Source organism: Gordonibacter pamelaeae (genome assembly GCF_003340385.1).
Lineage (GTDB): Bacteria > Actinomycetota > Coriobacteriia > Coriobacteriales > Eggerthellaceae > Gordonibacter > Gordonibacter pamelaeae.
In genome coordinates, this window is record NZ_PPTS01000009.1 from 18,175 (window position 1) to 41,287 (window position 23,113).

The following is a 23,113-nucleotide window of genomic DNA, read 5'->3' on the forward strand; positions in this document are numbered from 1 at the left end:
TTATGCCGAACAAATCGAGCCCACACACCCATTGGGAGTGATTACGCCGCAGCTTCAAAGAGCTCCTTTCGATCAAACGAACGCAAGCGGAAGGTTGCATTACTTGCCCCTCCTCATCGCCTTGAAGGTCTTCACGAACACACGGGCGTCCAACCCAAGCGACTGATGACGCGCATAAAACAACTCGCGGGCTTGCCTCTGACCGCTCTGCCAAGTCGAGTTATTTCGATCAGTCACTGCCCACCAACCCGTGATGCCCGGCTTACAGGACAAGACTTCTTCGCGAGCGTCACCGTATTCGTATGTTTCTTGCAACGTCACGGGACGGGGCCCTATCACTGACAAATCCCCAGATAGTACGTTCAGGAACTGAGGCAGCTCATCGAGCGACGTGCGTCGCAGGATTCGCCCCACACGGGTGATACGCGGATCATCGTCAAGCTTCTGCTCGCGCCTCCAAGTCTCAAGCTGAGCTGAAGACATATACCTCTCAGGATGGTCATGGGCGTCAGAGACCATCGTCCGCAGCTTGAAGATGTAAATCTTCTTACCTCCCTGCCCAATACGCTCCTGCCTAAAAAATGGCTTACCCGGCGTATCGACACAGATCGCAGCACATGCAACAGCTACGGGAACAGCTAGCACCAAACACACCCCCGCGCTAAACGCAATGTCAAAAACTCTCTTTGCTACGAGATAGCCAACGCCACCTTTTTTGGGAGCAGCCACACTTGAATCAGGCGCAGGAGCCTTATACGCCCCATTTGGTGTGCAACACTCCACGCAATTCGAGTTCTTGGTAGACATGTAACATCCAATTGCGGAGTTGCATTCGCATGAGCTCCCTGCGCCCTCATCATTTCTGATATCGATAAGCCTATCCTCATCTAGTCCAGAAGCACACGCTACAGCACGACCCGGATTAGCCCCGGGAGAGGCGATAGCGTTCCTGAAAGCTAGGGCCAAAACCTTCCTGGCCACTATGCGCACACCGCCCCGAAAACGGGTTTTGCAAGAAATTGGGCTTCCATACCACGGATGCGGTTACAATTGAATTTAGAGATGCGGCGCATCCGCAGGCCGCTTGCAAAACAGCTCGCGACCTGCGAAAATGCCTGTTCTTTGTTCGTGCTAGATTTGGCGGGAAGCGCGAACGCACCCATGGATTCCTCAGAGAACTCCGGGCGCGTTTTTAATATGCGCAAAGGGATTTTCCCAGTTAAAACATCGAAAAATTGGATGGCTTCGTCAAGTGAGGCCTTTCTCAGAACACGTCCCACGCGAGTGTTGCGGGGATCCCGGGCAATCTTGAAGACTGGGCCATCCTTTTCATTGAGGGCTTGCAACTCCGGCAGTTTATCCTCCGCATCCACGCACATAGTGCGGAACTTGTGCATGGTGAAGGTCTTGCCGTCCTTCCCTACACGTTCCTGTTTGAACAGCACCGGGCCCTTCGGATCATCGATCTTGATAACGATGGCAATAATGGCAAACAGCCAGCAGAAGCAGATCAGCACGGCGGCGCTGAAAACGATGTCGAAGGCGCGCTTGATAGCACAGTAGACCGGTCGGCTCTCGATGCCCGTCAGTGGCTCGTCGCCGATCTCCGCGCGGATCCTCTTGGCGCGTGCAGCGCTGCTAGGGCTAGCAGTTTCCTCGGCTCCCACGTCAAAGGCGTAACCGCGGTGATAGCTCCATTCGCCTTCGACGGCAGCCTCCTGCGTTTCTTCTTTGTCCAAGTCAGCTTCGGAAAGCTTAATAGCCCCTCCGCCATCCATGCTCGCGGCAGTTTGCGCTTCGCTCATGCCTACGTCACCGCCTGTCGACGGCCCAAGTAGTCCATGGCGCCGAAAGCCGGATAGCGAACACCATCCGTTCGCCGGGAGGAAGACACAGCACGGTGGCAGCGGTAGTCCGGCCCGCCACCCACCTTGTGCTCCTCGAGCCCCATGACGTCGTCGCCGGGCAGCAGCACCTTAAGGGCACCTCGTGGGACGGGGCTCTCGATCGCCTCATCGTACCCGATAGCACCCGACCCCATCTCCAGCACCTCATCCATCTCTATTTCGTTGTCAAGCACGTCTTCCATGTTCGCCCTACCGGGCCATCCCTGTCCTTATCGCTTCCGTACTATTCCCAGGCCGATCTTGGTCTGGATCGTCCTGCCGAACATCTCTATCTCCAAATACGCGGTGCGTTTGCGGCGGTTGATCTTCCTGATCCAGCCGGTGCGGTTCACCAGCGGGCCCTTCAGGACGACTATCTGGTCGCCTTCTATCACGCCTTCCGACATGCCGATCACGCGGTGCTCCTTCTCGGTGAAGGCGTCGATCCAAGCCACCTCGTGCGGTTCCAGGGGAATGAACGTGCCGTCGTTGTTCAAGACGCTCGCGAACTGGGGGATCTGCTTCAGCTGCGCCTGCAGCTCGGCTATGCGGTCGCTCACCACGATCAGGTAGCCGGGGAACAGCACGGCGGTGCAGGTGCGCCACTCGCCGCGCAGGTGCTTCTGCACCTCGTACTGGGGGACGAAGCATTCGTCGAGCACGTCATCGCTCGCGAACTGCTCGATCTGGCGCTGGACGGCGAACTCCCGCCCGGCCATCGTTTGGACCACATACCACATACGCACACCTCCTCGCGCCATCTCGGGTCGACTGCGCGAGGCCACGGCTTCGCCCCTTGGCCCTCTCGGGCGCGGGGCATGCCGCTTCAAGCTTCGCGACGGCTATTCATTCCCAAGAGGCTGGCCGAAACGCACACGTGGCATCGTTTTCGCGCATCAAGGTATGTCGGAAAGGTTCGCGCCCCTTGCGAGGCGCTTGCAGTTTCCTGCGGGGAGGCCGGTGCGGCACGCGCGGCGCGCCAAGATCGGCCTCCTCGCAACAAACTGCGTTGCTGCAGGTCAAGTCCCCCTCATCACGTCTTCCTGGTGATCTCGAGCCCCACCCGCACCCGCGCCTGGTCGAGCAGCCCTACGTCCAGGTACGCCACCCGCTTGTGGCGGTCGATCTTGCGGACGAGGCCCTCCCTCCCCCGCAAGGGGCCGCTGCGCACCACGGTGCGCCCGTCCTCTATCACGCCCTGGGACATGCCAACCACGTGATCCGCGCCCCCGAACTCGGAGACGAAGGCCGCCTCCTCGGACGTGAGGGAGAAGATGGCGTCGCCCGCGCCCAGAAGGCGCGCGAAGGAGGTGGACAGCTTCAGGCGCTCGCGCACGGCGTCGATGTCGCCGGTGGACAGGAACACGTAGCCGGGGAACATGACCTCGGTCACGAGGCGCCACGTTCCCTTCTGCTTCTTGAGCAGCTGGTAGCTCAAGGGGAAGCACTCGCGCAAGAGGTCCGGGCCGGCGAGGCTAGAGACCCGCTCGGCCATCGACCGCTCCTGGCCGGGCGCCACCTGCAGCACGTGCCAGCCCGTGGATGCGGGCATGCGAAGGCCGCGGGCAGCCTCGCCCGCGGCCTCAGTCGATGAAATTGAAGGTGATTCGAAGGAGCGCCGGCTTAGCCGGCAAGGTTCGATGCGCCGCTCGCGGCACCCTTTCTCAGAGCGCCCCCCGTGGGGCATTTTCTGGCGATCGGCCTCAGCGGCAGGGAAAGCCGCGATCACGGAGACAGGGCGATCCGCGAGCGCGGAGGTGCGTCCGTCGAGCGAATCTTTTGCGGGAGTCGCCACGCTAATGTCTCGAACCTATCTGGTAAACGTCGAAGCGCCGAAGCACACAGGATCATTCGTGTTCTGCATCAAGATGGTAACAGAGCATAAACGATCTAGCAATTAGAAAACACCCCTCCCCCCTGCTGCTTTCGCATTCATTTCGCACGGTGACCACAGGCGGGAGCAGTAAGAGCACGGAAAAGGTTGCGGGGCCGCCTTCCGCTCGCCGGCACGGGGACGCCGCTGGCTTCACGGCCCTTCCGCTCGCGTATCGACGCAGAGCCACCCGCCGTCGACTCTTCCGGTCAACAGGGCGCCAACGGTATCTTAAAGGCATGGCATCACGAAGTGCCAGCTCGCGAGCAACGGAAAACCCGCGACAGGAAGAGGTCCCCATGGCTCCGCTCGTGCTCACCTCCTACAAGGTCTAATCGCGCCGTGCGCCTCCTTAGGCGCGTTCAGACCCCACCCCCGCATCGATTTTCGCCAAGCCCCCTCCCGGGGCCGGGCGAAGCACGTCGAAAGGAAGCCCCATGCCTTGGTTCGACCAAGCGCCCTGGCTCGTCGCCCTGGCGCCGTTCCTCGGTCTGCTCCTCTCCGCGTTCACCAAGAGGACGGACCCCTTCTTAGCCGGCGACCGGGTATTTCGCCACGACGCCCCCGCGCGCATCTCCCATTGGGCCCACGCCGCAGGCACGACCGTCTGCCTCGTCTCGGGCATCATCCTGGGCCTGCGGTTCACCCCCGCGTTCGTCGACGACGGCCCGGCGGCCATCGTTTGGCAGAACGTGCACTTCGTGGCCGCGGTCGTGTTCCTGTTCGGGACGTTCTACTACCTGGGCAACACGATCGTGTCGCAGTGGCGGCTGCGCGAGCACCTGCCCACGAAGAACGTCGTATCTTACACCGTCCGCCACTACAGCCTGCTCATAGGCATAAAGAAGTTCACGATGCCGCCCGAGGACAAGTACTTCGAAAGCGAGAAGGCCGCCTACGTCATGGCCGTGGTCACGGCCGTGCTGCTGGTGGTGAGCGGCCTGTTCAAGGCGGCGGCTCACGTGTTCCTCGCGCTGCCCGACGGGCTCATGGACGTCATGTTCTGGATACACGACATCGCCGCCGCCCTCATGCTGGTGTTCCTGGCGGCTCATGTGTTCTTCGCCGTCATCGCGCCGTTCTCGTGGAAGACGTTCCCCTCCATGTTCACGGGCTGGATGCCGCTCTCCGAGGCCGAGAAGGAGCATCGGGGATGGCTGGAACGCCTGCAACGCGAGCACCGCGAGCATGACGGGCGCACTGCGGGCGAGGGTGCCCGCGAGGGAACCGCGCCCGCGGCGGCCCCCGATACGACGATGACCGCGGCGCCCGCAGCGGGTGCGCCCGGTTCGCAAAGGAGATGAGAGAGATGGCAGATACGAACGAGCGCGCTGCAAGCGCGCAGGGGAAGAGCGGCCTTTCGCGGCGCCAGTTCCTCGCCGGCATCGGCGGGCTGGGCGTGGGCGTGGTGCTGGGCAGCGGCATAACGGCGCTGCTCCTGCCGGACGACGTGTACGCCATCGAGGCGAGCCAAGGCTACCTGCTGGTCGACGCCAAGAAGTGCGCCGGCTGCGAGACCTGCGTCATCTCATGCTCGCTCGCGCACCTGGGGCGCATCAACACCTCCCTTTCGCGCATACAGGTGATGAAGAACGCGCTGGGCAGCTTCCCCACGAACGACGTGCAGCAGAACCAGTGTCGCCAGTGCCCCTACCCCTCCTGCGTGGAGGCCTGCCCCGTGGGGGCCATGCACGCCGACCCGGCCACGGGCGTGCGCCTGGTGGACGAGGGCAAGTGCATCGGCTGCGAGCGCTGCGTGGAGGCGTGCCCCTTCACGCCGTCGCGCGTGCAGTGGAACTTCGAGGACAAGCACGCGCAGAAGTGCGACCTGTGCAAGAACACGCCGTTCTGGGACGAGGCGGGAGGCGTCGGCGGCAAGCAGCTGTGTGTGGAGATCTGCCCCATGAAGGCCATCAGCTTCACGAACGAGCTGCCGGTGCAGACCGACGAGGGCTACACGGCCAACCTGCGCAACGACCATTACCTGGAGATAGGCCTGCCGAGCGACGACGAGGCGCGCATCCCGCCGGCCCAGCTCGGGTACGGCGCCGGAGGCACGGCGGCCCAGGCGGCAGCCGGATCGAACGAGAAGTAGGAGGAGCACCATGACCGAACGTTACGGCTACGCCGGCAAGATACTCATCGTGAACCTGGACGACCGGACGTCCGAGACCATCGACACCGACCCCTACATCGAATGGGTGGGCGGCCACGGCATGGCCTCGAAGCTGTTCTGGGACTTTTGCGAGGACAAGACCGTGGAAGCCGTCGACCCGAAGAACGTGCTCGTGTTCGCCACCACGCCGTTCTCCGGCGCCGTGGTCCCGGCCGCGTCGGCGCGCTGCGAGTTCACGGGCATCAGCCCGTTCTCGCTGCCCGAATGGTATAACCGCTCCAGCATGGGCGGCCGTCTGGCCGGCATGATGAAGGAGGCGGGCTACGACGCCTGCGTCGTGCGCGGCAAGGCCGACGCGCCCGTGTGGATCAACGTGGTGAACGACCGGGTGGAGTTCAACGACGCCGCCGACCTCTGGGGCCTCGACGCCTTCGAGTGCCAGGAGCGCATCTGGGACGAGGTCACGCACGGCACGCCGCCGGGCTCGTGGTACGAGCTCACGAAGGCTCGCGACGGCGGGCGCACCACGCAGCGGCCCTCCGTCATCTGCATCGGGCCGGCCGGCGAGAACCTGGCGCGCGTGTCGTGCATCGTGCACGACGCCGGCCACGTGACGGGCCAGAGCGGCTTCGGCGCGGTGTTCGGCGCGAAGAACCTCAAGGCCATGAGCTTCATCGGCTCGAAGAGCATCCCCATCGCCGACCCCGCCGCGCTCGTGCGCCTGCGCCTGGAGGTGCAGGAGAAGTTCGGCTACGACATCGACGCCGGCAAGGTGCCGGGCGCGCCGGGCAGCCCGGGCGCCGCGGCCACCGTGCTGGACACGAGCCCCACGGTGTCGCGCGCCGAGGGGTGCCGCGGCTGCTTCAAGAACTGCCGCAACCTCTACCCCGGCGGCGTGGGCAACGAGCTCACCTGCTCGGCCGGCCTCTACTTCACCGCCTCGGGCAAGATCGACGAGCAGCTGGCCGCCTACAGCCTGCTGTCGAAGCTGGGGCTCAACGGCTACGAGATCGACATGCCCGTGTACCTGCACAACCTGTACAAGATGGGCGTCATGGGCAAGGGCAAGGACATCGACACCGACCTGCCCTTCGAGCAGTACGGCACGTACGCATTCATAGAGGAACTGCTCATGCGCATCGCCTACCGCCGCGAGATAGGCGACGACCTGGCCGAGGGCATCGCGCGCGCGGCCCAGAAGTGGGGACGCTGGGACGAGGACACGTCCACGGGCCTGCTCGCACGCCCGAACTGGGGCTACTGCGAGCACAACGAGCCGCGCGCCGAGGTGGAGTGGAGCTACGGCAGCATCTTCAGCGAGCGCGACATCAACGAGCACGGCGTGCACAACGCGGTGTACAACACCTCCATCATGGCGGTGCTCACCGGCGCCGAGCCGCCCATCTCGGCCGAGGACATGGCCGAGCAGCTGGCCGACCAGTCGGGCCTGGGCGATCCGCTGTGCTTCGACTGGAGCGAGGAGGGCATCTACACCGACGCGCGCGTGCGCGAGATCCACTGGAACCGGGCCTACGGGCGCTTCTGGCTGCAGTCGCTCGGCATGTGCGACTGGGTGTGGCCGAACTTCGTCAGCCGCAAGCACACCGCCGAGACGGGCTCGACCTACGGCGCCACGCCCGAGTACGAGGTGAAGTTCTTCCAGGCCGTCACCGGCCGCGACCTCTCCTACGAGGAGAGCATCGAGCTGGGTCATAAGTTCTGGGTGCTCGACCGCGCCATCTGGGCGCTCGAGGGGCGCCACCGCGACCAGGAGGTGTTCACGAACTACGTGTACGACGTGAAGACCACGAAGCCCTTCCCGCTGGTGGTGCACGAGGACGGGAAGTGGAGCTATTCGCTGTGCCAGGGCCGCACGCTCGACCGCGGAAAGTTCGAGGACTTCAAGTCGCGGTTCTACGTGCACGAGGGCTTCGAGGAGTCCACCGGGCGCCCGACGCGCGCGGGGCTGGAGACGCTGGGCCTGGGCTTCGCCGCCGACGCGCTCGAGGCCGCCGGGAAGCTGGGATCGTGAGCGGGGCGGACGCTGCCGAGCACACCGTCGGGGAAGAGGGGGCGGCCGCCGCCCTCTTCCCGCCCGTGGACGACGGCGCGCTGCTCGAGGAGATGCCCGGCCTGGCCGAAGCGTGCCGGCGCTTCCCGATGCCCGACGGCACGCAGGCCGAACGCGCGCTAAGGGAGCTTTCCTGGGGAGAGCATTTCGTTGCGGGGCGCATGGTACCCTCGAAGGGCGGATCGGACCTGTACCTTTACAGCCTGAAGAGCGCCGCCGTGTTCCTGCTCGACCGCGACCAGGCGAACATCGGCAAGGCGTCGGACCAGATCATCAAGCTCATCGACGTGGACGCGTTCATCGCCTGGGTGCGCGGGACGGTGGGCGACGAGGCGCTGGCCGACGCGCTGGCCGCGAACTGCCCGGCGGAGGACCCGTACCATGACCGGCTAGAGGGCGTCCAGCGGCTGCTCGCGCTGCACATGGTGCAGTACGGGGCTGCGGAGCGCGCCGGAGGCAGCGCAGGCGGCGGCGAGGATGCCGGGGCGGCCCCTGGCGAAGGCTCGGCCCCGTTATGACGCAGGGAGGCGCGCATCCGTCGCCCTCCGGCGCGCTCGCCGCGCCGGAGGGCTTCCCCCTGCTCGCGCACGAGGCCGCCGGGGAAGGCGGCCTCGTGTACCTGGACAGCGCCGCCACGACGCAGAAGCCCGCCTGCGTGCTGGAGGCCGTCGACGCCTTCTACCGCACGAACAACGCGAACCCCCATCGCGGCGCCCACCGCCTGGGCGGCGCGGCCACGGAGGCCCTCGAGGCGGCGCGGCGCGACGTGGCCCGCTTCGTAGGCGCCGACGCCGACGAGGTTGCGTTCACGAGCGGGACAACGTGCGCCCTCAACCAGCTGGCCTACGGTCTGGCGGGGCTGCTTCGCCCGGGCGACGAGGTGGCCGTGTCGTTGCTGGAACACCACAGCAACCTCGTGCCCTGGCTCACCGTAGCCAAGCTCGCGGGCGCGAAGGTGCGCTACCTCGTGCCCGACCGGCAAGGGCGCGTCCCCGACGGCGAGATCGACCGCGCCGTGGGTTCGCGCACGCGCATCGTGGCCGTGTCGCACGTGTCGAACGTGCTCGGCTGCGTGCAGCCGGTGGAGCGCATCGTGCGCGCCGCGCACGATGCAGGCGCGCTCGTCGTGCTCGACTGCGCCCAGAGCGTGGCCCACCTGCCCGTCGACCTGCACGCGCTCGGCGCGGACTTCGCGGCGTTCTCGGGCCACAAGATGTACGGCCCGATGGGCACGGGGGCGCTGTACGCCCGGCGCGGCGCCGCCTCCGCGCTCGGGCCGCTCCTGCGCGGAGGCGGCATGGTGGAGGCCGTGTTCGAACAGGGCTTCACGTTCAAGGGGTTCCCCGCCGTGCTCGAGGCGGGCACGCCGAACGCCGCGGGCGCCGTCGGGATGGCCGCTGCGGCGCGCTTCCTGGAGGCCCTGGGCATGGAGGCCGTGCATGCCCACGGCGAGGCGCTCGCCCGCCGCATGGCCGCCGGCCTGGCGGCCATGCCTTCGGCGCGCCTCTACGGACCCGGCCCCGACGGGGCGGAGGAGCGCTGCGGCATCGTGGCGTTCAACGTGCGCGGCGTGGGCGCCGACCTGGCAGCGCGCGCCCTGGACCGGCGCAACGTGGCGGTGCGCGCAGGCGCCCACTGCGCCCAGCCCCTGGTGCGCCACCTGGGCGCGGAGGCCGTCTGCCGCGCCAGCACCGGCGTCTACACCTCCGAGCGCGACGTCGACCGCTCCCTCGGGGCCGTGGAGGCGGCACGCCAGGATGCGGCGAACCTCATGACGTCGGCGATGCTGTAGCAGCTGTAGGCGGAGGGGCCTCCGCCTACAGCGCCCTCCATGTGGGGCGGTCCACCACGCGCACGTTGATATAGACGACCGTGGGGTTCTCCTCCATGATCTTCAGCACGACGCGCTCCTTGTCGCGGATGTTCTCGGCCTTGCCGAAGGCTATCTCCACGTTGTCGTCCAACGTGAGCGTGGTGCCCTCGGCATCGGTGGCCGACACCTTCGTCACGCGGCCCGCGAGCTCGGTGGTCATGCCCGACACGATGTCGAGCGCGTTGCTCACGTTGTCGTCGGAGCAGTACGTGCCGATCTCGGCCTTCGTGCCGTAGGGCACGTCGGTGATGGACAGCACGGCCGCGGCGTCCTCGTAGACCTTGGGGCTGGTCCTCTTGCCCGCCTCGGAGTCCTGGTCGGGGATGGGCATGAGCCACATATGGTCCGACGCGATAGCCCACCGCTTCACCGACTTGGCGTCCTCGGTGGGCACGGCCACCACGGCTGCGATGGTGCGCTCGGTCACGGCCAGCTCCAGCGTGTTCGGGAACACGCGCTTCACCTCGGCGTCGGCCACCCAGGCGTTCTTGAGCAGGCGCTCGCGGATGCCGGCGGCGTCCACCCGCAGAAGCGTGGTGTTCGCGGGCACGTTCGCCATGGCCGTCATGTCCTCGGTGGTGAGGTGCTCCACGCCGCTCACGGTGACGTTCTCCACGGCGAACAGGTTGGAGTTGTACGCGACGACGGCGCCGATGACGAGCGCGGCCACGAGCGAGGCGACCACGGCGAGGCGCACGACATGGCGGCGGTACGTGCTTTGCGCGCGGCTGGCCCGCTCGGCGCGGTCGAGGTCGCCCACGCGCACCGAGGTCAGGCGCTGCTGCGGGCGCCCGCCGGAGCCGGCGGCGGGATAGCGCCCGCCGGGCATGGCGCGGTAGGAGGCCTGCGACGACCGCGAAGACCCGCGCGCCGCCTGTCCCCGGCCCGCCCCGCTGCGGCCCGCGCTGCGGCCGGCCGAGCGTGGCGCAGGCGCCGAGCCGCGGGCCTTACGCGAACCCGAGGAAGCGGACTTCCGGTTGTAATTCGATGCCATACGTTTCGCTTACCTTCGCCTGTACGAGTTCGATGAGGTCCTTCACGTCGCGCGCCGTGGCGTCGCCCGTGTTCACGATGAAGTTCGCATGCAGCTCCGACACCTGGGCGCCGCCTATCCGCATGCCCTTGAGCCCGGCGCGCTCCACGAGCGAACCGGCCGACTCCCCCGGCGGGTTGCGGAACACGCTGCCGCACGAGGGGTCCGTGAGGGGCTGCGTCTTCTTCCGCCGCGCCAGCGACGCCTCCATCTTACCGCGGATGAAGAACGGATCGGCCGGCTCTACGGAAAGTTCGCATTCCACGATAACCTCGTCCGGCGCGAACGAGCTCGTGCGGTAGTCCCACCCGATCTCGTCGCCGGAGCGACGCACGAGGCCCCGCCCGGGCGAGAGCGTGGTCACGGACGCCACGCGCGCGCCGATCCACTCGTCGCGCGAGCCGGCGTTCATGCGCAGCGCGCCGCCCACGGTGCCCGGCGTGCCCACGGCGAACTCCAGTCCTGCAAGCGAGCGGCGGAACGCCTCCTGCACCACCGACGACAGCGGCACGCCCGCTCCCACGCAGAACCGGCCCGCCTCCTCGTCGAAGCGGCACGTGCGGAAGTCGCGCCCGAGCGTGACCACCACGCCGGGAAAGCCCTCGTCGGCCACCAGCAGGTTGCTCCCGCGCCCCACCACGACCCAGGGCACGCCCGTGCGCTCGCACACCTCGACGAGCCGCACGAGCGCGCCCACGGAGGCCGTCTGCACGTAGAAGCGCGCAGGGCCGCCGATGCGGTACATGGTATGGCGTGCCATGGGCTCCGCGGGATAAACGTCGCCGTCGAAGCGGTCGTCCACGAGCAGCGCCTCGAGCTCGGTGGTATGGCGTGCGGACACGGCCCGCCTCACCTCCCGGCAGCGCCGGGAGCGTCGGCCGCCCCGGCGGCGCCGGCCGCGAGCGCGTCCACGAGCTGCGGCCCGATGGCCGTCACGTCGCCCGCGCCCATGGTGATGACCAGGTCGCCCTCCATGGCCTTCGCCGCCAGGTACGGCACGACCTCCACACGGCGCGGCACGTAGGCCGCCTCGGGATGCCCCGCGTGGTCCAGCACCACGTTCAGGAACGTCTTGCCGCTCACGCCGGGAACGGGCGCCTCGCCCGCCGGGTACACGTCCATGAACGTGACGGTGTCGGCCGCGTCGAACGCGCGGCCGAACTCGTCCTTCAGCACCTCGGTGAACAGCGGCACGCGCGAGTAGCGGTGCGGCTGGAACAGCACGTGCACATGGCGGAAGCCCAGCTGCGACGCCGCGCCGATGGTGGCGGCGATCTCGGTGGGATGGTGCGCATAGTCGTCCACCACGGTGATGCCGGCGGCCTCGCCCACGAGGTCGAAGCGGCGGCGCACCCCGGCGAAACCGGCCATGGCGCGGGCCGCGGCCTCGGCATCCATGCCGAGCGCGTCCGCGAGCACGATGACGCCGGCGGCGTTCAGCACGTTGTGGCGGCCCGGGTTCTGCTTGACATGGGCGGCGAGCTGGCGGCCGTCGGGAAGCGCCAGCACGAAGTCGCTGCCCACGCCCTGCGGCTCGTACGACACGATGCGCGCGTCGCAGCCCTCGCCGAAGCCGTAGGTGACCAGCGTGCGGCCCGCGGCGCGCGCGAGCGCCGCAAGCTCCTCGTCGTCGCCGCAGGCCACCACCACGCCGCCGTCCGCGGGCACCGAGCCGATGAACGCGGCGAACTTCTCGTAGATCTCGTCGAGGTCGCGGTAGTGGTCCAGGTGGTCGGCCTCGATGTTCGTCACGAGCACCGCGCGCGGCGAGAGGTACGTGAACGACTTGTCGCTCTCGTCGGCCTCCACCACGTAGTGCCGGCCCTGGCCGGAGTGCGCGTTCGTGCCGTAGGAGCGCACGATGCCGCCGATGAGGAACGTGGGGTCCTCGCCCATGGCGTCCAGCACGCTGGCCAGCATGGACGACGTCGTGGTCTTGCCGTGCGTGCCCGCCACGGCAAGCGTCTCCAGGTCGCGGCCCAGGTGCGCGAGCATCTGCGCGCGGTGCCAGATGGCGAGCCCCCGCTCCTTGGCGGCGATGAGCTCGGGGTTGTTGTCCAGGATGGCCGTGGACACCACCACCACGTCGGGCGCGGCGTCGTCGCGCCCGGGGCCGCCCGGCAGGTTGGCCGGGTCGTGGCCGATGCGCACGTCGATGCCGGCGGCCTTCAGCTGCTTGGTGTAGCGGCTCTCCTTGAGGTCCGACCCGCTCACGCGCAGGCCCTGGTCGAAGGCGACGCGTGCGATGCCGCTCATGCCCACCCCGCCCACGCCGATGAAGTGGACCGATTCTATGCGCTGTGTGTCCATGATATCCTTAACTGCCCTTCCCTCGGGTGCGCTTCCATGGTAGCCAACGTTCGCTACCGCGCGGCCCCCATCACAACATCTGCCAATTTGGCGGCCGCATCGGCCGTCTTCTGCGCGCGCGCCGCCGCGGCCATGCGCTCCCGCACGCCCGCGTCGTCTAGAAGCGAGCGCACGAGCCGCGCGAACTCCGGCCCCTCCACATCGGCGTCCGCCAGCATGTACGCGCAGCCCGCCTCCACGTAGGCGCGGGCGTTCGTGGTCTGGTGGTCCTCCGTGGCGAACGGGAACGGAACGAGCAGCGCCGGGATGGCCCGCGCCGAGATCTCCGCGAGCGACGTGGCGCCCGCGCGCGACACGATGGCGTCGGCGGCGGCCATGGCCTCGCCCATACGGTCCGTATAGCCGAACAGGTGCCACCGCTTCTCCTCGGCGGGCGTGAGCGCCAGCTGCCCGGCGACGGCATCGAGCTCCTTCGGGCCCGTCACGTGGATGACGTGCACGTCGCCGGCGGCCAGCAACTCGTCCTTCAGCGCGCAGACGGCCTGGTTGAGGTGGCGGGCGCCCAGGCTCCCGCCCGTCACCAGCAGAAGGCGCGCGTCCTCGGGCACGCCGAAGCGCGCGCGCCCGTCCTCGCGCGTGGCGTCGAACACGCTCTTGCGCACGGGGTTGCCCGTGACGGTGACGCGCGAGCGCACGCCCTCGTCGAGGGCGCCGGCCGCATGCTCGTAGGTCAGGCACACGGCGGCGGCCCGCTTCGCCAGGTACTTGTTCGCCATGCCCATGACCGAGTTCTGCTCGTGCACCACCACGGGCACGCCCAGCTTCTCGGCCGCGCGCCCCACCGGGATGCACACGTAGCCGCCGAAGCCCACCACGACGTCGGCGCCGAGCTCGGCGAGCCACGCCTTCGCGCGCCCGGTGCTCCGCTGTATCTTCGCCACGGCCTTCGGCAGCGTGAGCGGATGGTTGCGGTTGAACCCGGCTGCCTCGAACGGCGTGAACGGGATGCCCGCCTCGGCCACGAGCCGCGCCTCCACGCCCTGCGGCGTGCCGGCGAAGCGCACGTCGCAGCCGCGGGCCCGAAGCTCGTCGGCCAGCGCGAGCGCCGGGTTGATATGGCCGGCGGTCCCGCCGCCGGAAAGTACGACCAACATGCTTACCTCCTGCCTCGGCGCGCTGACGAGCCGGATGAGCCCGACCGCCCCGCGTCCGCGTTGTCGCCCCGCCTCGAGCGCGAGCTCACCGCGTCCCATCCGATGCCGCCGGACGGCGCCGACGAGGCCGAACCGCCGCGCCTGCCCGCGCGCCCGGAACCGCCCGTGCCAGCGCCTCCGCGGCTGCCGCCGGAGCGCGGCTCGTCCGGCTCGGCGCGCACGACGCGCAGGTCGGCACGCCGCCGCGCAGGTGCGAGCGAGTCGTCCACCGCCCCCTGCGACACGGACAGGATGAGCGCCACCATGATAAACGTGGCGATGAGCGACGAGCCTCCCGACGAGATGAACGGCAGCGGCTTGCCCACGACGGGGAACCAGCCCATGACCATGGCAATGTTGAGGAACGCCTGGAACACGATCATGATGGTGCAGCCGCCCGCCACCATGGTGCCGAAGTTGTCGGGAGCCGTGCGCGCGATGCGCATGCCCGCCCACAGCACGAGCAGGAACAGCGCGATCACCGCAAGCGCGCCCACCAGCCCAAGCTCCTCGCCGATGATGGCGAAGATGAAGTCGGTGTCGGACTGCGTGAGGTACAGGTACTTCTCGTGCGAGTTGCCCAGCCCCACGCCGAAGAGCCCTCCGCCGGCAAGCGCGTAGAGCGAATGGATGAGCTGGTAGCCGTTGCCGTAGCCCCCCTCGCCGTCGTTCCACGGATTCAAGAACACCATCAGGCGCTCGCGGCGGTACTCCGTGCCCAAGATGCCCACCAGGCCCAGCGCCACCACCACGCCTACCACGATGAGCATGGTCCGCGCGGGAACCTCGCCCAGCCACATGACCGCAAGGATGCCCACGACGCAGATCATGGCCGTGCCCAGGTCGGACTGGGGGCCTAAGATGACGAGCACCGGCGCCAGCACCAGCAAGAACACCATCACGAAGAACTGAGGCACGGAAAGCGCCCCCTCGCGGAAGTCGTCGAAGAGCCGCGCGGCCACGAGCACGAGCGCGATCTTCGCGAACTCGGAGGGCTGCAGGCTGGCCGGCCCCAGCACGAGCCAGCGCTGGGCGCCCCACTCGTCCTCGCCCGCCCCCGAGAACATGGTGGCCACCAGCAGCACGAACGCGAGCAGCCACACGGCCCACACCAGGTTGCCGCGCCAAATGGAATAGGGGACGAACTTCCACACCACCAGCGCGATCACGATGCCCGCAACGGCGAACTTGATCTGGCTGAGCGTGTCGGCCATGGGGTCGACCGTCGCCACCGCATCGGCCGACGCGGACGCCAACGCGATGACCGACGACGTGGAGTAGATCATGACGAAGCCGAGCAGCGTGAGCGCCAGCACGGACAGCATGAGCACGAGCCGGGGGCCCATGATATGCGCAGGTATCCCCTGCTTGTCGACGCGTGCGGCGGCCATGGGCCCTTTACGCTTCCACGCGCGCGGAGCGTTCGGCCACGAGCGCCTTGAACGCACGGCCGCGCTCCTCGTACGAGCCGAACTCGTCGAACGACGCGCAGGCCGGCGACAGCAGCACGACGTCGCCCGCACCCGCGATGGCCAGCGCCGCGTCGAGGGCGTCTTCCAAGCAGGAGGCTTGGAGCACGGCGAAGTCGCCGCCGTCTTCGCCCGCAGACCCGTCGACCCCGAACGCAGCCGCGAAGCGCTCGCGGGCGGCGCCGAAGCACACGGCCGCGCGGGCGTGGGCGCGGGCGGCCTCCACGAGGGGGGCCAGGTCGGTGCCCTTGTCGTCGCCGCCGAGCAGCACGATGGGGCGCGCCTCGGGGAACGCGGCCAGCGCCGTGAGCGTCGCGTCGACGTTCGTGGCCTTGGAGTCGTTGTAGCAGCTTGCGCCGGCTACGGTGCCGCAGGGCTCTATGCGGTGCTCGAGCGGCTTGAACGAGCGCAGGTGCGCCGCCACGTCGGCGGCGTCCACGCCGAGCGCGAGCGCGGCGGCTGCCACGGCCAGCGCGTTCGAGGCGTTGTGCGCGCCCTTGACCTGCAAGTCGCCGGCACGCCCCGCCCGGTGCTCCTCCCCGCCCAGCGCCACGCGCAGCGTGCCGTCGGCATCGAGGAACGCGGCGTTGTCGCTGCCGCACCGTGCGCGCATGTCGCCGCCCAGGCCCTCGGCCGTGCCCATCGGCACGTACGCGAAGCCGCGCCCGTGCTCGCCCAGCGCGCGCAGGCGGCGCACCTCGGCGCGCACGACGTCGTTCGTCGCGTCGAGCACGGCCACGGCCCCCGGCACCCCGGGCAGGTTCGCCAGCAGCTTGAGCTTCGCGTCGCGGTACGCCTCGAAGCTGCGATGCCAGTGCAGGTGGTCGGGCGTGATGTTCAGCAGCACGGCCACGTTCGGCGCGAAGCGCACCGTGGACGCCAGCTGGTAGGACGACACCTCGGCCACGTACACGTCCGTGGCGCCCGCGCCCACCGCGCAGATGCACGGGTCGCCGATGTTGCCCACGGCCGCGGCGGCCAGGCCGGCGCCCGCCAGCACGTGCGCGGCGAGCGCGCAGACCGTCGTCTTGCCGTTCGTGCCCGTCACGGCCACCCAGCGGCTGTCGGCGGCGCTCTCGCGCCAGGCGAACTCCACCTCGCTCACCAGCTCGGCCGACGCATCCGCAGCCGCCTCGTAGAACGCCGAGAACTGCGGGATGCCGGGGCTCGCTACGCCGAGGTCGAACGACCCGCCCGCCTGCGCGGCCAGCTCCGTCACGGCCTCGTCGCCGAACGCCACGAGCGCCCCGCGCGCCGCCGCCTCGGCCGCGAACGCCTCGGAGGCCTCCGTGCGCGCGCCGGCCGCCACCGCGAGCGCGTCCACGCGCCCGCCCAGAAGCGGCAGCAGGTACTCCACGGCCGCCCGGCCGCTCTTCCCCAGCCCCAAAACGAGCACGCGCCCGAGGTGCTGCGGCGCGTGCTTCCTTCCCGGTATCAGGTCCCCGCGCGCCATCCGCTACGCCACCGCCATGAGCGTCTGGGCGAAGTACAGCGAGAAGCCGCAGGCCGCCAGCACGCCCGACACGATCCAGAAGCGCACGACCACCTTCGTCTCGCTCCACCCCTTCTTCTCGAAATGATGGTGCAGCGGCGCCATGAGGAAGATGCGCTTCCTCGTCTTCTTGTAGTAGAACACCTGGATCATGACGGACAGGGCCTCGGCCACGAACAGGCCGCCGATGATGATGGACACGAACTCAGTCTTCGTGAGCACGGCCAAGCAGCCCAGCGCCATGCCGAGCGCGAGCGAGCCGGTGTCGCCCATGAAGATGTCGGCCGGGAACGAGTTGAACCACAGAAAGCCGATGCACGCGCCCGCGAGCGCCGCCGCGAAGATGGCGGGCTCCAGCAGGTCGGAGCGGTACGCGATGGCGGCCATGACTATCATCACGATCATCACGGTGCCAGCCGCCAAGCCGTCCAGGCCGTCGGTGAGGTTCACGGCGTTGCACATGCCCACCAGCAGGATGTTCGCGAATATCAGGTAGAGCCACGGGATGGCAATGCCGTCGCCCACGGGCACCACCGTGGTGAGCAGCCCCAGGTCGAACGTGTACACGAAGGGTATCTCCACCGTGGGGGCCACCCCCAGCCAGTTCACCGCCACGAGCGTGAACACGGTGGCGATGGCGAACTGGCCCACGAGCTTCGCCTTCGGCGTGAGGCCGAGCGAACGCTCCTTGACCACCTTCGAGGCATCGTCCACGAGGCCCAGAAGGCCCGTCAGCACGGTGGCGCCCAAAAGCAGGAACGTCTCGGGCGTGGGCATGCCGATGACGAGCGCCGTGGCTATCACGGCCACGAGCATGATGACGCCGCCCATGGTGGGCGTGCCCTGCTTCACCAGATGGCTCTCGGGCCCGTCGGCGCGCACCTGCTGGCCGATATGGCTCGACTTCAGGAACTTGATCCATACGGGCATGAGCACCATCGTGACCACGATGGCGGCCACGATGGCCAAGAACACGAGGAACGTCGGGTAGTGGGAGAATATCGCAAACATATCAGTTGACCAGTCCTTCGACCACGCGCTCGAGCCCCATGAAGTGGGACGCCTTCACCAGCACGGCGTCGCCCGGCTCGAGGTACGTATCCATCTCTCCGAGCACGTCGGAGACCGTTGCCGCGCGCACGATGCGCGCCGCATCCATGCCCGCCGCCTCGGCGGCGTCGGCGATGTGCGCCGCCAGCTCGCCCACGCATACGAGGCGGTCGAGCGGCAGCGTTCCCGCCAGCTCGCCGATGCCCACATGGCAGGCGCGCGCGAAGTCGCCGAGCTCGCCCATGTCGCCGAGCACCGCCACGCGGCGGCCCGGCACCTCCAGCGCGCAGAACGTGGTGAGCGAGGCGCGCATGGAGTCGGGGTTCGCGTTGTACGCGTCGTTCACCACGGTGAACCCGCCGCGCGCGGCGAGCACCTCCTGGCGCCCCGCCTCGGGCTCGGCATGCGCGAGGGCCTCGGCCACGGCGGCGAGCGGCATGCCGAACGCACGGCCCACGGCCGCGGCGGCGCAGGCGTTGCCCACGTTGTGCAGCCCGCGCAGGTTGAGCGAGCAGGAAGCCTGCTCGCCGTGCGGGGCGGCGGCGTCCGAGCCGCCGAAGCCGACGGCGTGCAGCACGAAGCGCGGGCGGCCCTGCTCGTCCAGCTCCACCTGCTCGGCCCACACGGCCGGGCGCACCATGTCCGCCGCGTCGGCGGCCACGCGGCGGGCGGCGGCGTCCGGCGACCCGTCGAACAGCACGCACGGCACGCACCGGGCGTCCAGCCGCGCCTCGGCGCGCACGAAGCCCGCGAAGTCGTCGGCCGCGTTCACGAACGCGAGCCCCGCGCCCTCCGGCAGCTCGCGCAAAAGCTCAGCCTTGGCGCGCGCAATGTTCTCGCGGCTGCCCAAGAGCTCTATATGGCTCTCGCCCACGTTCACCACCAGGCCCCAGTCGGGGCGCACGAACGAGCACAGCTCGGCTATCTGGCCGGCGCCGCGCATGCCCATCTCCACCACCACGGCCTCCGTCTCCGGTTCGGCCGAGAGCAGCGTCTTGGGAACGCCCAGCTCGTTGTTCTGGTTGCCCACCGTGGCCACCACGCTATGCGCGGCCGCCAGCACGTCGCGCACGAGGTTCTTCGTGGTGGTCTTGCCCGTCGAGCCCGTGAGCGCGACCACGCGCCCCTGCAGGTGGGCGCGCCACTCGCGCGCAAGGTCGGTCACGGCGCCCGTCGTGTCGGGCACGTCGATGACGGCCGCGCCCAGCTCGCGCGCGAGCGCCCGCACGTCCTCGGCCACCGGCTGCATGACCAGCGCGCCCAGCGCGCCCGCGGAGAGCGCCGCGGCCACGAAGTCGTGCCCGTCCGCGCGCTCGCCCGGAAGCGCCACGTACAAATCGCCCGGGCGCACGTCGCGGGAATCCCAGGTAATGCCCGTGAGCAGCGCCCGCGGGTCGAGCGGCTCCACGGCGAACGTCCCGCCCGTGTAGGCCGCGATCTGCTTCGCGTTCAGGCGCATAGGCTACTCAGCGTCCTTCTCGTCCAACAGGCCGCCGAACAGCCGGTGCATCTCCTCGGCCGCAACGGTGCGGTCGTCGAAGGACAGCACCTCGTCGCCCACCAGCTGGTAGTCCTCGTGGCCCTTGCCCGCGATGAGCACGGAGTCGTCGGGCCCGGCCCATTCCAGCGCCAGCGCGATGGCCGCGCGGCGGTCGGGCTCCACGGCGAAGCGCCCCTCGCCCGAGCCCATGCCGCCCACGATGTCGTCGATGATGGCCAGCGGGTCCTCGTGGCGCGGGTTGTCGCTCGTCACCACGGCGTAGTCGGCCGCGAGCGCGGCCTTGCCCATGATGGAGCGCTTCGACGCGTCGCGGTCGCCGCCGCAGCCGAACACGCAGACGGTGCGCCCGCGCGTCAGCGCCATGATGGACGAAAGCGCCTTCTCCAGCGCGTCGGGGGTGTGCGCGTAGTCCACGAACACGGCGATGCCTCCGTCGCACGGCGCGCTCACGCGCTCCAGACGGCCGGGGATCTGCGGTGCCTCTTCCAGCGCCTCCACTATCACGTCGGCCGGGATGCCCAGCTGCAGCCCGATGCCGAAGGCGCACATGACGTTCTCTACGTTGAACTTGCCCACCAAGGGGTAGCGGAAGCGGTGGCGGCTACCACGCACGTCCAGCTCCACCTCGGTGTGCGTGGGGGCGTAGCGCACGTCCACGGGATGGATCTGCGCCGCGGCGTCGAAGCCCGTGGTCACGATGCTGTCCTCGTTCGTGGCGCAGCGGCGCAGAAGCTCGCGGCCCCACTTGTCGTCGATGCAGATGACGCGGCGGGCCGGGTAGTCCTTGCCGAACAGGCGCGCCTTGGCCTCGAAGTAGGCCTCGAACGTGTGATGGTAGTCGAGGTGGTCCTGCGTGAGGTTCGAGAACGCGGTCACGGCGAACGTCGTGCCCCACGTGCGCTCCAGGTCGAGCGCGTGCGAGCTCACCTCCATGGCCACCACGCCGCAGCGCTCGTCGCGCATGCGCGCGAGCAGCTTCTGCAGGTCGGGCGACTCGGGCGTGGTGTGCGCCGTCTTCTCCTGCTCCCCGCCTATGCGCACGCCCACGGTGCCGATGACGCCCGTGCGCTTGCCGGCCACGTGCGCGATGTGCTCCACGAGGTAGGTGGTGGTGGTCTTGCCGTTCGTGCCGGTGATGCCCACGAGCGCGAAGTCCTTCGAGGGGTGGTCGTAGAAGTTGGCCGACGCGGCCGCCATGGCCTTGCGCGTGTCGGCCACCACCACCTCGGTCACATCGGTGGCGTCGGCCAGGTACACCTTGCGCTCCACCACGAGCACCTTGGCGCCGCGGTCGATGGCGTCCTGCGCGAACGAGTGGCCGTCCGCCGTCAAGCCCACGATGCAGAAGAACGCGTCGCCCGGCTGCACGCGGTCGCTGCGGTAGGCGATGCCGCCTACTTCCTCGTCGGCGTTGCCGATGACGGTGCAGTCAATTCCTGCGAACAGGTCGGTGCAGGTTTTCCCCATGGCTTGTCCTCACTCAGGCATTATCTGGAATCGGTCGATGGCAGTTGACATTATATCCTTAAATACCGGCGTGACGATGGAACCGTATTCCGTCTCGTTGGCACCCACAAAACAAACCAATTGGGGACCCGTGGAGTCGGCTATGAAGCCGGTGAACGCCATGTTGTACACGCCTTTGCGGTAACCGCCGTTCACCTCGTCGTAGATCTCCGCCGTGGAGGTCTTGCCCGCCACGTTGTACCCCTCGATAGCGGCGTCGGTGCCTGTGCCCTGGCTGACCACGGTCTTGAGCATGTCGGTCATGTCGGAGAGCGCCTTCTCGCTGCCGATGACCTTCTCCGTGGCGTACTCGGGCGTCTCCCCAGACTGCGGCTTGCCGATGAGGAAGTGCGGCGTGCACTCCACCCCGTCGTTGGCGAGCGCCCCGTAGAAGCGCGTCATCTGCAGCGGCGTCACCGACACGCCCTGGCCGAAGCTGATGTTGTAGGCCTGCACCTTGCCCCACTTGTCGAACGGCAGGAGCGATCCCAGGTACTCGGTGCCCTCCTCGCCCTCGCCGGGGTAGTCCACCCCGGTGCGCGTGTGCAGGTTGTACTCGTTGATCTTGTTGTACAGGTTCTCGAAGCCCGACACCCCGTTCGCGGTGGCGTTCTCCGTGGCCAGCGAGATGCCCACGTTCGACGACTGGTCCATGATCTGCTCCAGCGTGAAGGTGGCGTCGCCGCGGTCGTGCGCGTCGGAGATGATGTAGCCGTCGGCCTCTATCTCGCTCGGGCAGAACAGCTCGCTCTCGGGCGTCATGGTGCCCGACTCCAGGATGGCCATGGCCGAGACGGACTTGAAGATGGAGCCGGGCTCGAACAGGTGCGTGACCACCTTGAGCTCCGTCGCGCCGGCCGGGATGTTCTCGCGGTCGTTCGGGTCGAGCAGCGGAAGCGACGCGGCGGCGTAGATCTCGCCCGTCTCGGCGTCCATGACCACGGAGCTGCCGCCGTTGGAGGTGAGGCCCTCCTTGTCGGCCAGCAGGCGGTCCTCCACGTACTGCTGCAGCTCGATGTCCACGGATATGATGATGTCCTGGCCGTCCACGGCAGGCGTCTCCTCGTGCACGCCGCCGGGGATGGGCGTGCCGTCGCGGCCGCGCTCGGCCTCGTAGCGGCCGGGCTCGCCGGACAGGATGTCGTCGTAGTACTTCTCCAGGCCGCTTAGTCCGTTGCCGTCGATGTCGGTCAGGCCGACGATCTGCGCGCCCACCCGTCCGTTGGGATAGGTGCGCTTCGTGTCGGCGATGAAGTAGATGCCCTTGAGGTCCAGGGCGCGCACCTGGTCGGCCACGGCGGTGTCGGCCTTGCGCTGGATGAACGCGAACGTGGAGGTGCCGGCGGACAGCGCGTTCTGGTAGTCGGCCGCCTCGCCGCCCAGCACGCCGGCCAGCGCCGCGGCCGTGCCCGGCAGGTCCTCCACCTCGGAGGGGTTGGCGTAGATGGTGGTGGCATCGACGCTCACGGCCAGCACCGTGCCGTTGCGGTCGTAGATGGTGCCGCGCCTCGGCTCGATGTCGAAGCCCACCGTGCGCGCCTGCTCGGCCTGCGCGGCATAGGACGGCGCCACGATGACCTGAAGGTACACCAACCGCACGAGGAAAAGGGCCGCGACGACGGCGAACACAACAAGGGGGATGAACGCGCGGCTCGAATCGGCTGCGAAGCCGGGCGCCGCCGTGCGCGGCGCGCCCGGGCGGCGCGGGGCGCGCGAGGTGTGGGGCCGTCCCGCCACGCC

General features: G+C 68.6%; 20 protein-coding genes. 5 read left to right on the forward strand and 15 right to left on the reverse strand.

All coding sequences use genetic code 11. The features are described 5' to 3' along the window. Positions 1-99 precede the first annotated feature (99 nt). The 5 genes from C1877_RS13210 to loaP (C1877_RS13230) all read right to left on the reverse strand — a co-directional run bounded on the left by C1877_RS13210 (position 100) and on the right by loaP (C1877_RS13230) (position 3,438). Positions 100-807 (reverse strand): sugar transferase, encoded by a 708-nt coding sequence (locus C1877_RS13210; RefSeq protein ID WP_049784104.1) that lies wholly within the window; start codon positions 805-807, stop codon positions 100-102. A 173-nt stretch (positions 808-980) separates the two neighbouring features. Then, positions 981-1,805, reverse strand: a complete 825-nt coding sequence (locus C1877_RS13215; RefSeq protein WP_241675432.1) for a sugar transferase — start codon at positions 1,803-1,805, stop codon at positions 981-983. 2 nt (positions 1,806-1,807) lie between these two features. Further along, entirely contained in the window at positions 1,808-2,089 is a 282-nt protein-coding gene (locus C1877_RS13220; RefSeq protein ID WP_015539768.1) for a hypothetical protein, read from the reverse strand. Between the two features lie 27 nt (positions 2,090-2,116). Then, positions 2,117-2,626 carry an antiterminator LoaP gene (loaP, locus tag C1877_RS13225; RefSeq protein ID WP_041239421.1) on the reverse strand — a complete coding sequence of 170 codons (510 nt, stop codon included), beginning with the start codon at positions 2,624-2,626 and terminating at the stop codon, positions 2,117-2,119. 293 nt (positions 2,627-2,919) lie between these two features. Then, positions 2,920-3,438, reverse strand: coding sequence for an antiterminator LoaP (loaP, locus tag C1877_RS13230; RefSeq protein ID WP_015539770.1), 519 nt, complete (start codon positions 3,436-3,438; stop codon positions 2,920-2,922). 758 nt (positions 3,439-4,196) lie between these two features. On the opposite strand from loaP (C1877_RS13230), the gene C1877_RS13235 reads away from it, so the two are divergent. The 5 genes from C1877_RS13235 to C1877_RS13255 are packed head-to-tail and all read left to right on the forward strand — an operon-like array spanning position 4,197 to position 9,738. Next, the gene (locus tag C1877_RS13235; RefSeq protein ID WP_114569390.1) at positions 4,197-5,063 is read left to right on the forward strand and encodes a cytochrome b/b6 domain-containing protein; all 867 of its coding nucleotides are present in this window, start codon (positions 4,197-4,199) and stop codon (positions 5,061-5,063) included. A 5-nt stretch (positions 5,064-5,068) separates the two neighbouring features. Continuing rightward, on the forward strand, positions 5,069-5,854 hold the full coding sequence (locus tag C1877_RS13240) for a 4Fe-4S dicluster domain-containing protein (protein ID WP_015539771.1): 786 nt from the start codon (positions 5,069-5,071) through the stop codon (positions 5,852-5,854). 10 nt (positions 5,855-5,864) lie between these two features. Next, positions 5,865-7,907, forward strand: coding sequence for an aldehyde ferredoxin oxidoreductase N-terminal domain-containing protein (locus C1877_RS13245; RefSeq protein WP_114569391.1), 2,043 nt, complete (start codon positions 5,865-5,867; stop codon positions 7,905-7,907). Continuing rightward, positions 7,904-8,464, forward strand: a complete 561-nt coding sequence (locus C1877_RS13250) for a hypothetical protein (RefSeq protein WP_241675431.1) — start codon at positions 7,904-7,906, stop codon at positions 8,462-8,464. Before C1877_RS13245 ends, C1877_RS13250 begins: the two co-directional genes overlap by 4 nt. Further along, on the forward strand, positions 8,461-9,738 hold the full coding sequence (locus C1877_RS13255) for an aminotransferase class V-fold PLP-dependent enzyme (protein ID WP_114569392.1): 1,278 nt from the start codon (positions 8,461-8,463) through the stop codon (positions 9,736-9,738). Before C1877_RS13250 ends, C1877_RS13255 begins: the two co-directional genes overlap by 4 nt. A gap of 25 nt (positions 9,739-9,763) precedes the next feature. Here C1877_RS13255 and C1877_RS13260 read toward each other — a convergent pair whose 3' ends face one another. The 10 genes from C1877_RS13260 to C1877_RS13305 are packed head-to-tail and all read right to left on the reverse strand — an operon-like array spanning position 9,764 to position 23,110. Beyond that, entirely contained in the window at positions 9,764-10,813 is a 1,050-nt protein-coding gene (locus C1877_RS13260; protein ID WP_114569393.1) for a cell division protein FtsQ/DivIB, read from the reverse strand. Further along, positions 10,767-11,693, reverse strand: a complete 927-nt coding sequence (murB, locus tag C1877_RS13265) for a UDP-N-acetylmuramate dehydrogenase (protein ID WP_114569394.1) — start codon at positions 11,691-11,693, stop codon at positions 10,767-10,769. The genes C1877_RS13260 and murB overlap by 47 nt, the downstream gene beginning before the upstream one ends. A gap of 8 nt (positions 11,694-11,701) precedes the next feature. After that, the gene (murC, locus tag C1877_RS13270) at positions 11,702-13,162 is read right to left on the reverse strand and encodes a UDP-N-acetylmuramate--L-alanine ligase (RefSeq protein WP_114569395.1); all 1,461 of its coding nucleotides are present in this window, start codon (positions 13,160-13,162) and stop codon (positions 11,702-11,704) included. A gap of 53 nt (positions 13,163-13,215) precedes the next feature. Continuing rightward, positions 13,216-14,316, reverse strand: coding sequence for an undecaprenyldiphospho-muramoylpentapeptide beta-N-acetylglucosaminyltransferase (gene murG / locus C1877_RS13275; RefSeq protein WP_114569396.1), 1,101 nt, complete (start codon positions 14,314-14,316; stop codon positions 13,216-13,218). Positions 14,317-14,318: 2 nt separating this feature from the next. Continuing rightward, positions 14,319-15,746 (reverse strand): FtsW/RodA/SpoVE family cell cycle protein, encoded by a 1,428-nt coding sequence (locus tag C1877_RS13280; protein WP_220149919.1) that lies wholly within the window; start codon positions 15,744-15,746, stop codon positions 14,319-14,321. A gap of 7 nt (positions 15,747-15,753) precedes the next feature. Then, on the reverse strand, positions 15,754-17,277 hold the full coding sequence (murD, locus tag C1877_RS13285) for a UDP-N-acetylmuramoyl-L-alanine--D-glutamate ligase (RefSeq protein ID WP_114569397.1): 1,524 nt from the start codon (positions 17,275-17,277) through the stop codon (positions 15,754-15,756). Positions 17,278-17,280: 3 nt separating this feature from the next. Beyond that, on the reverse strand, positions 17,281-18,327 hold the full coding sequence (mraY, locus tag C1877_RS13290) for a phospho-N-acetylmuramoyl-pentapeptide-transferase (protein ID WP_015539772.1): 1,047 nt from the start codon (positions 18,325-18,327) through the stop codon (positions 17,281-17,283). Between the two features lies 1 nt (position 18,328). After that, positions 18,329-19,825, reverse strand: coding sequence for a UDP-N-acetylmuramoyl-tripeptide--D-alanyl-D-alanine ligase (locus C1877_RS13295; protein ID WP_114569398.1), 1,497 nt, complete (start codon positions 19,823-19,825; stop codon positions 18,329-18,331). Between the two features lie 3 nt (positions 19,826-19,828). Next, positions 19,829-21,334 carry a UDP-N-acetylmuramoyl-L-alanyl-D-glutamate--2,6-diaminopimelate ligase gene (locus C1877_RS13300; RefSeq protein ID WP_114569399.1) on the reverse strand — a complete coding sequence of 502 codons (1,506 nt, stop codon included), beginning with the start codon at positions 21,332-21,334 and terminating at the stop codon, positions 19,829-19,831. A 9-nt stretch (positions 21,335-21,343) separates the two neighbouring features. Then, entirely contained in the window at positions 21,344-23,110 is a 1,767-nt protein-coding gene (locus C1877_RS13305; RefSeq protein ID WP_114569400.1) for a peptidoglycan D,D-transpeptidase FtsI family protein, read from the reverse strand. Positions 23,111-23,113 lie beyond the last annotated feature (3 nt).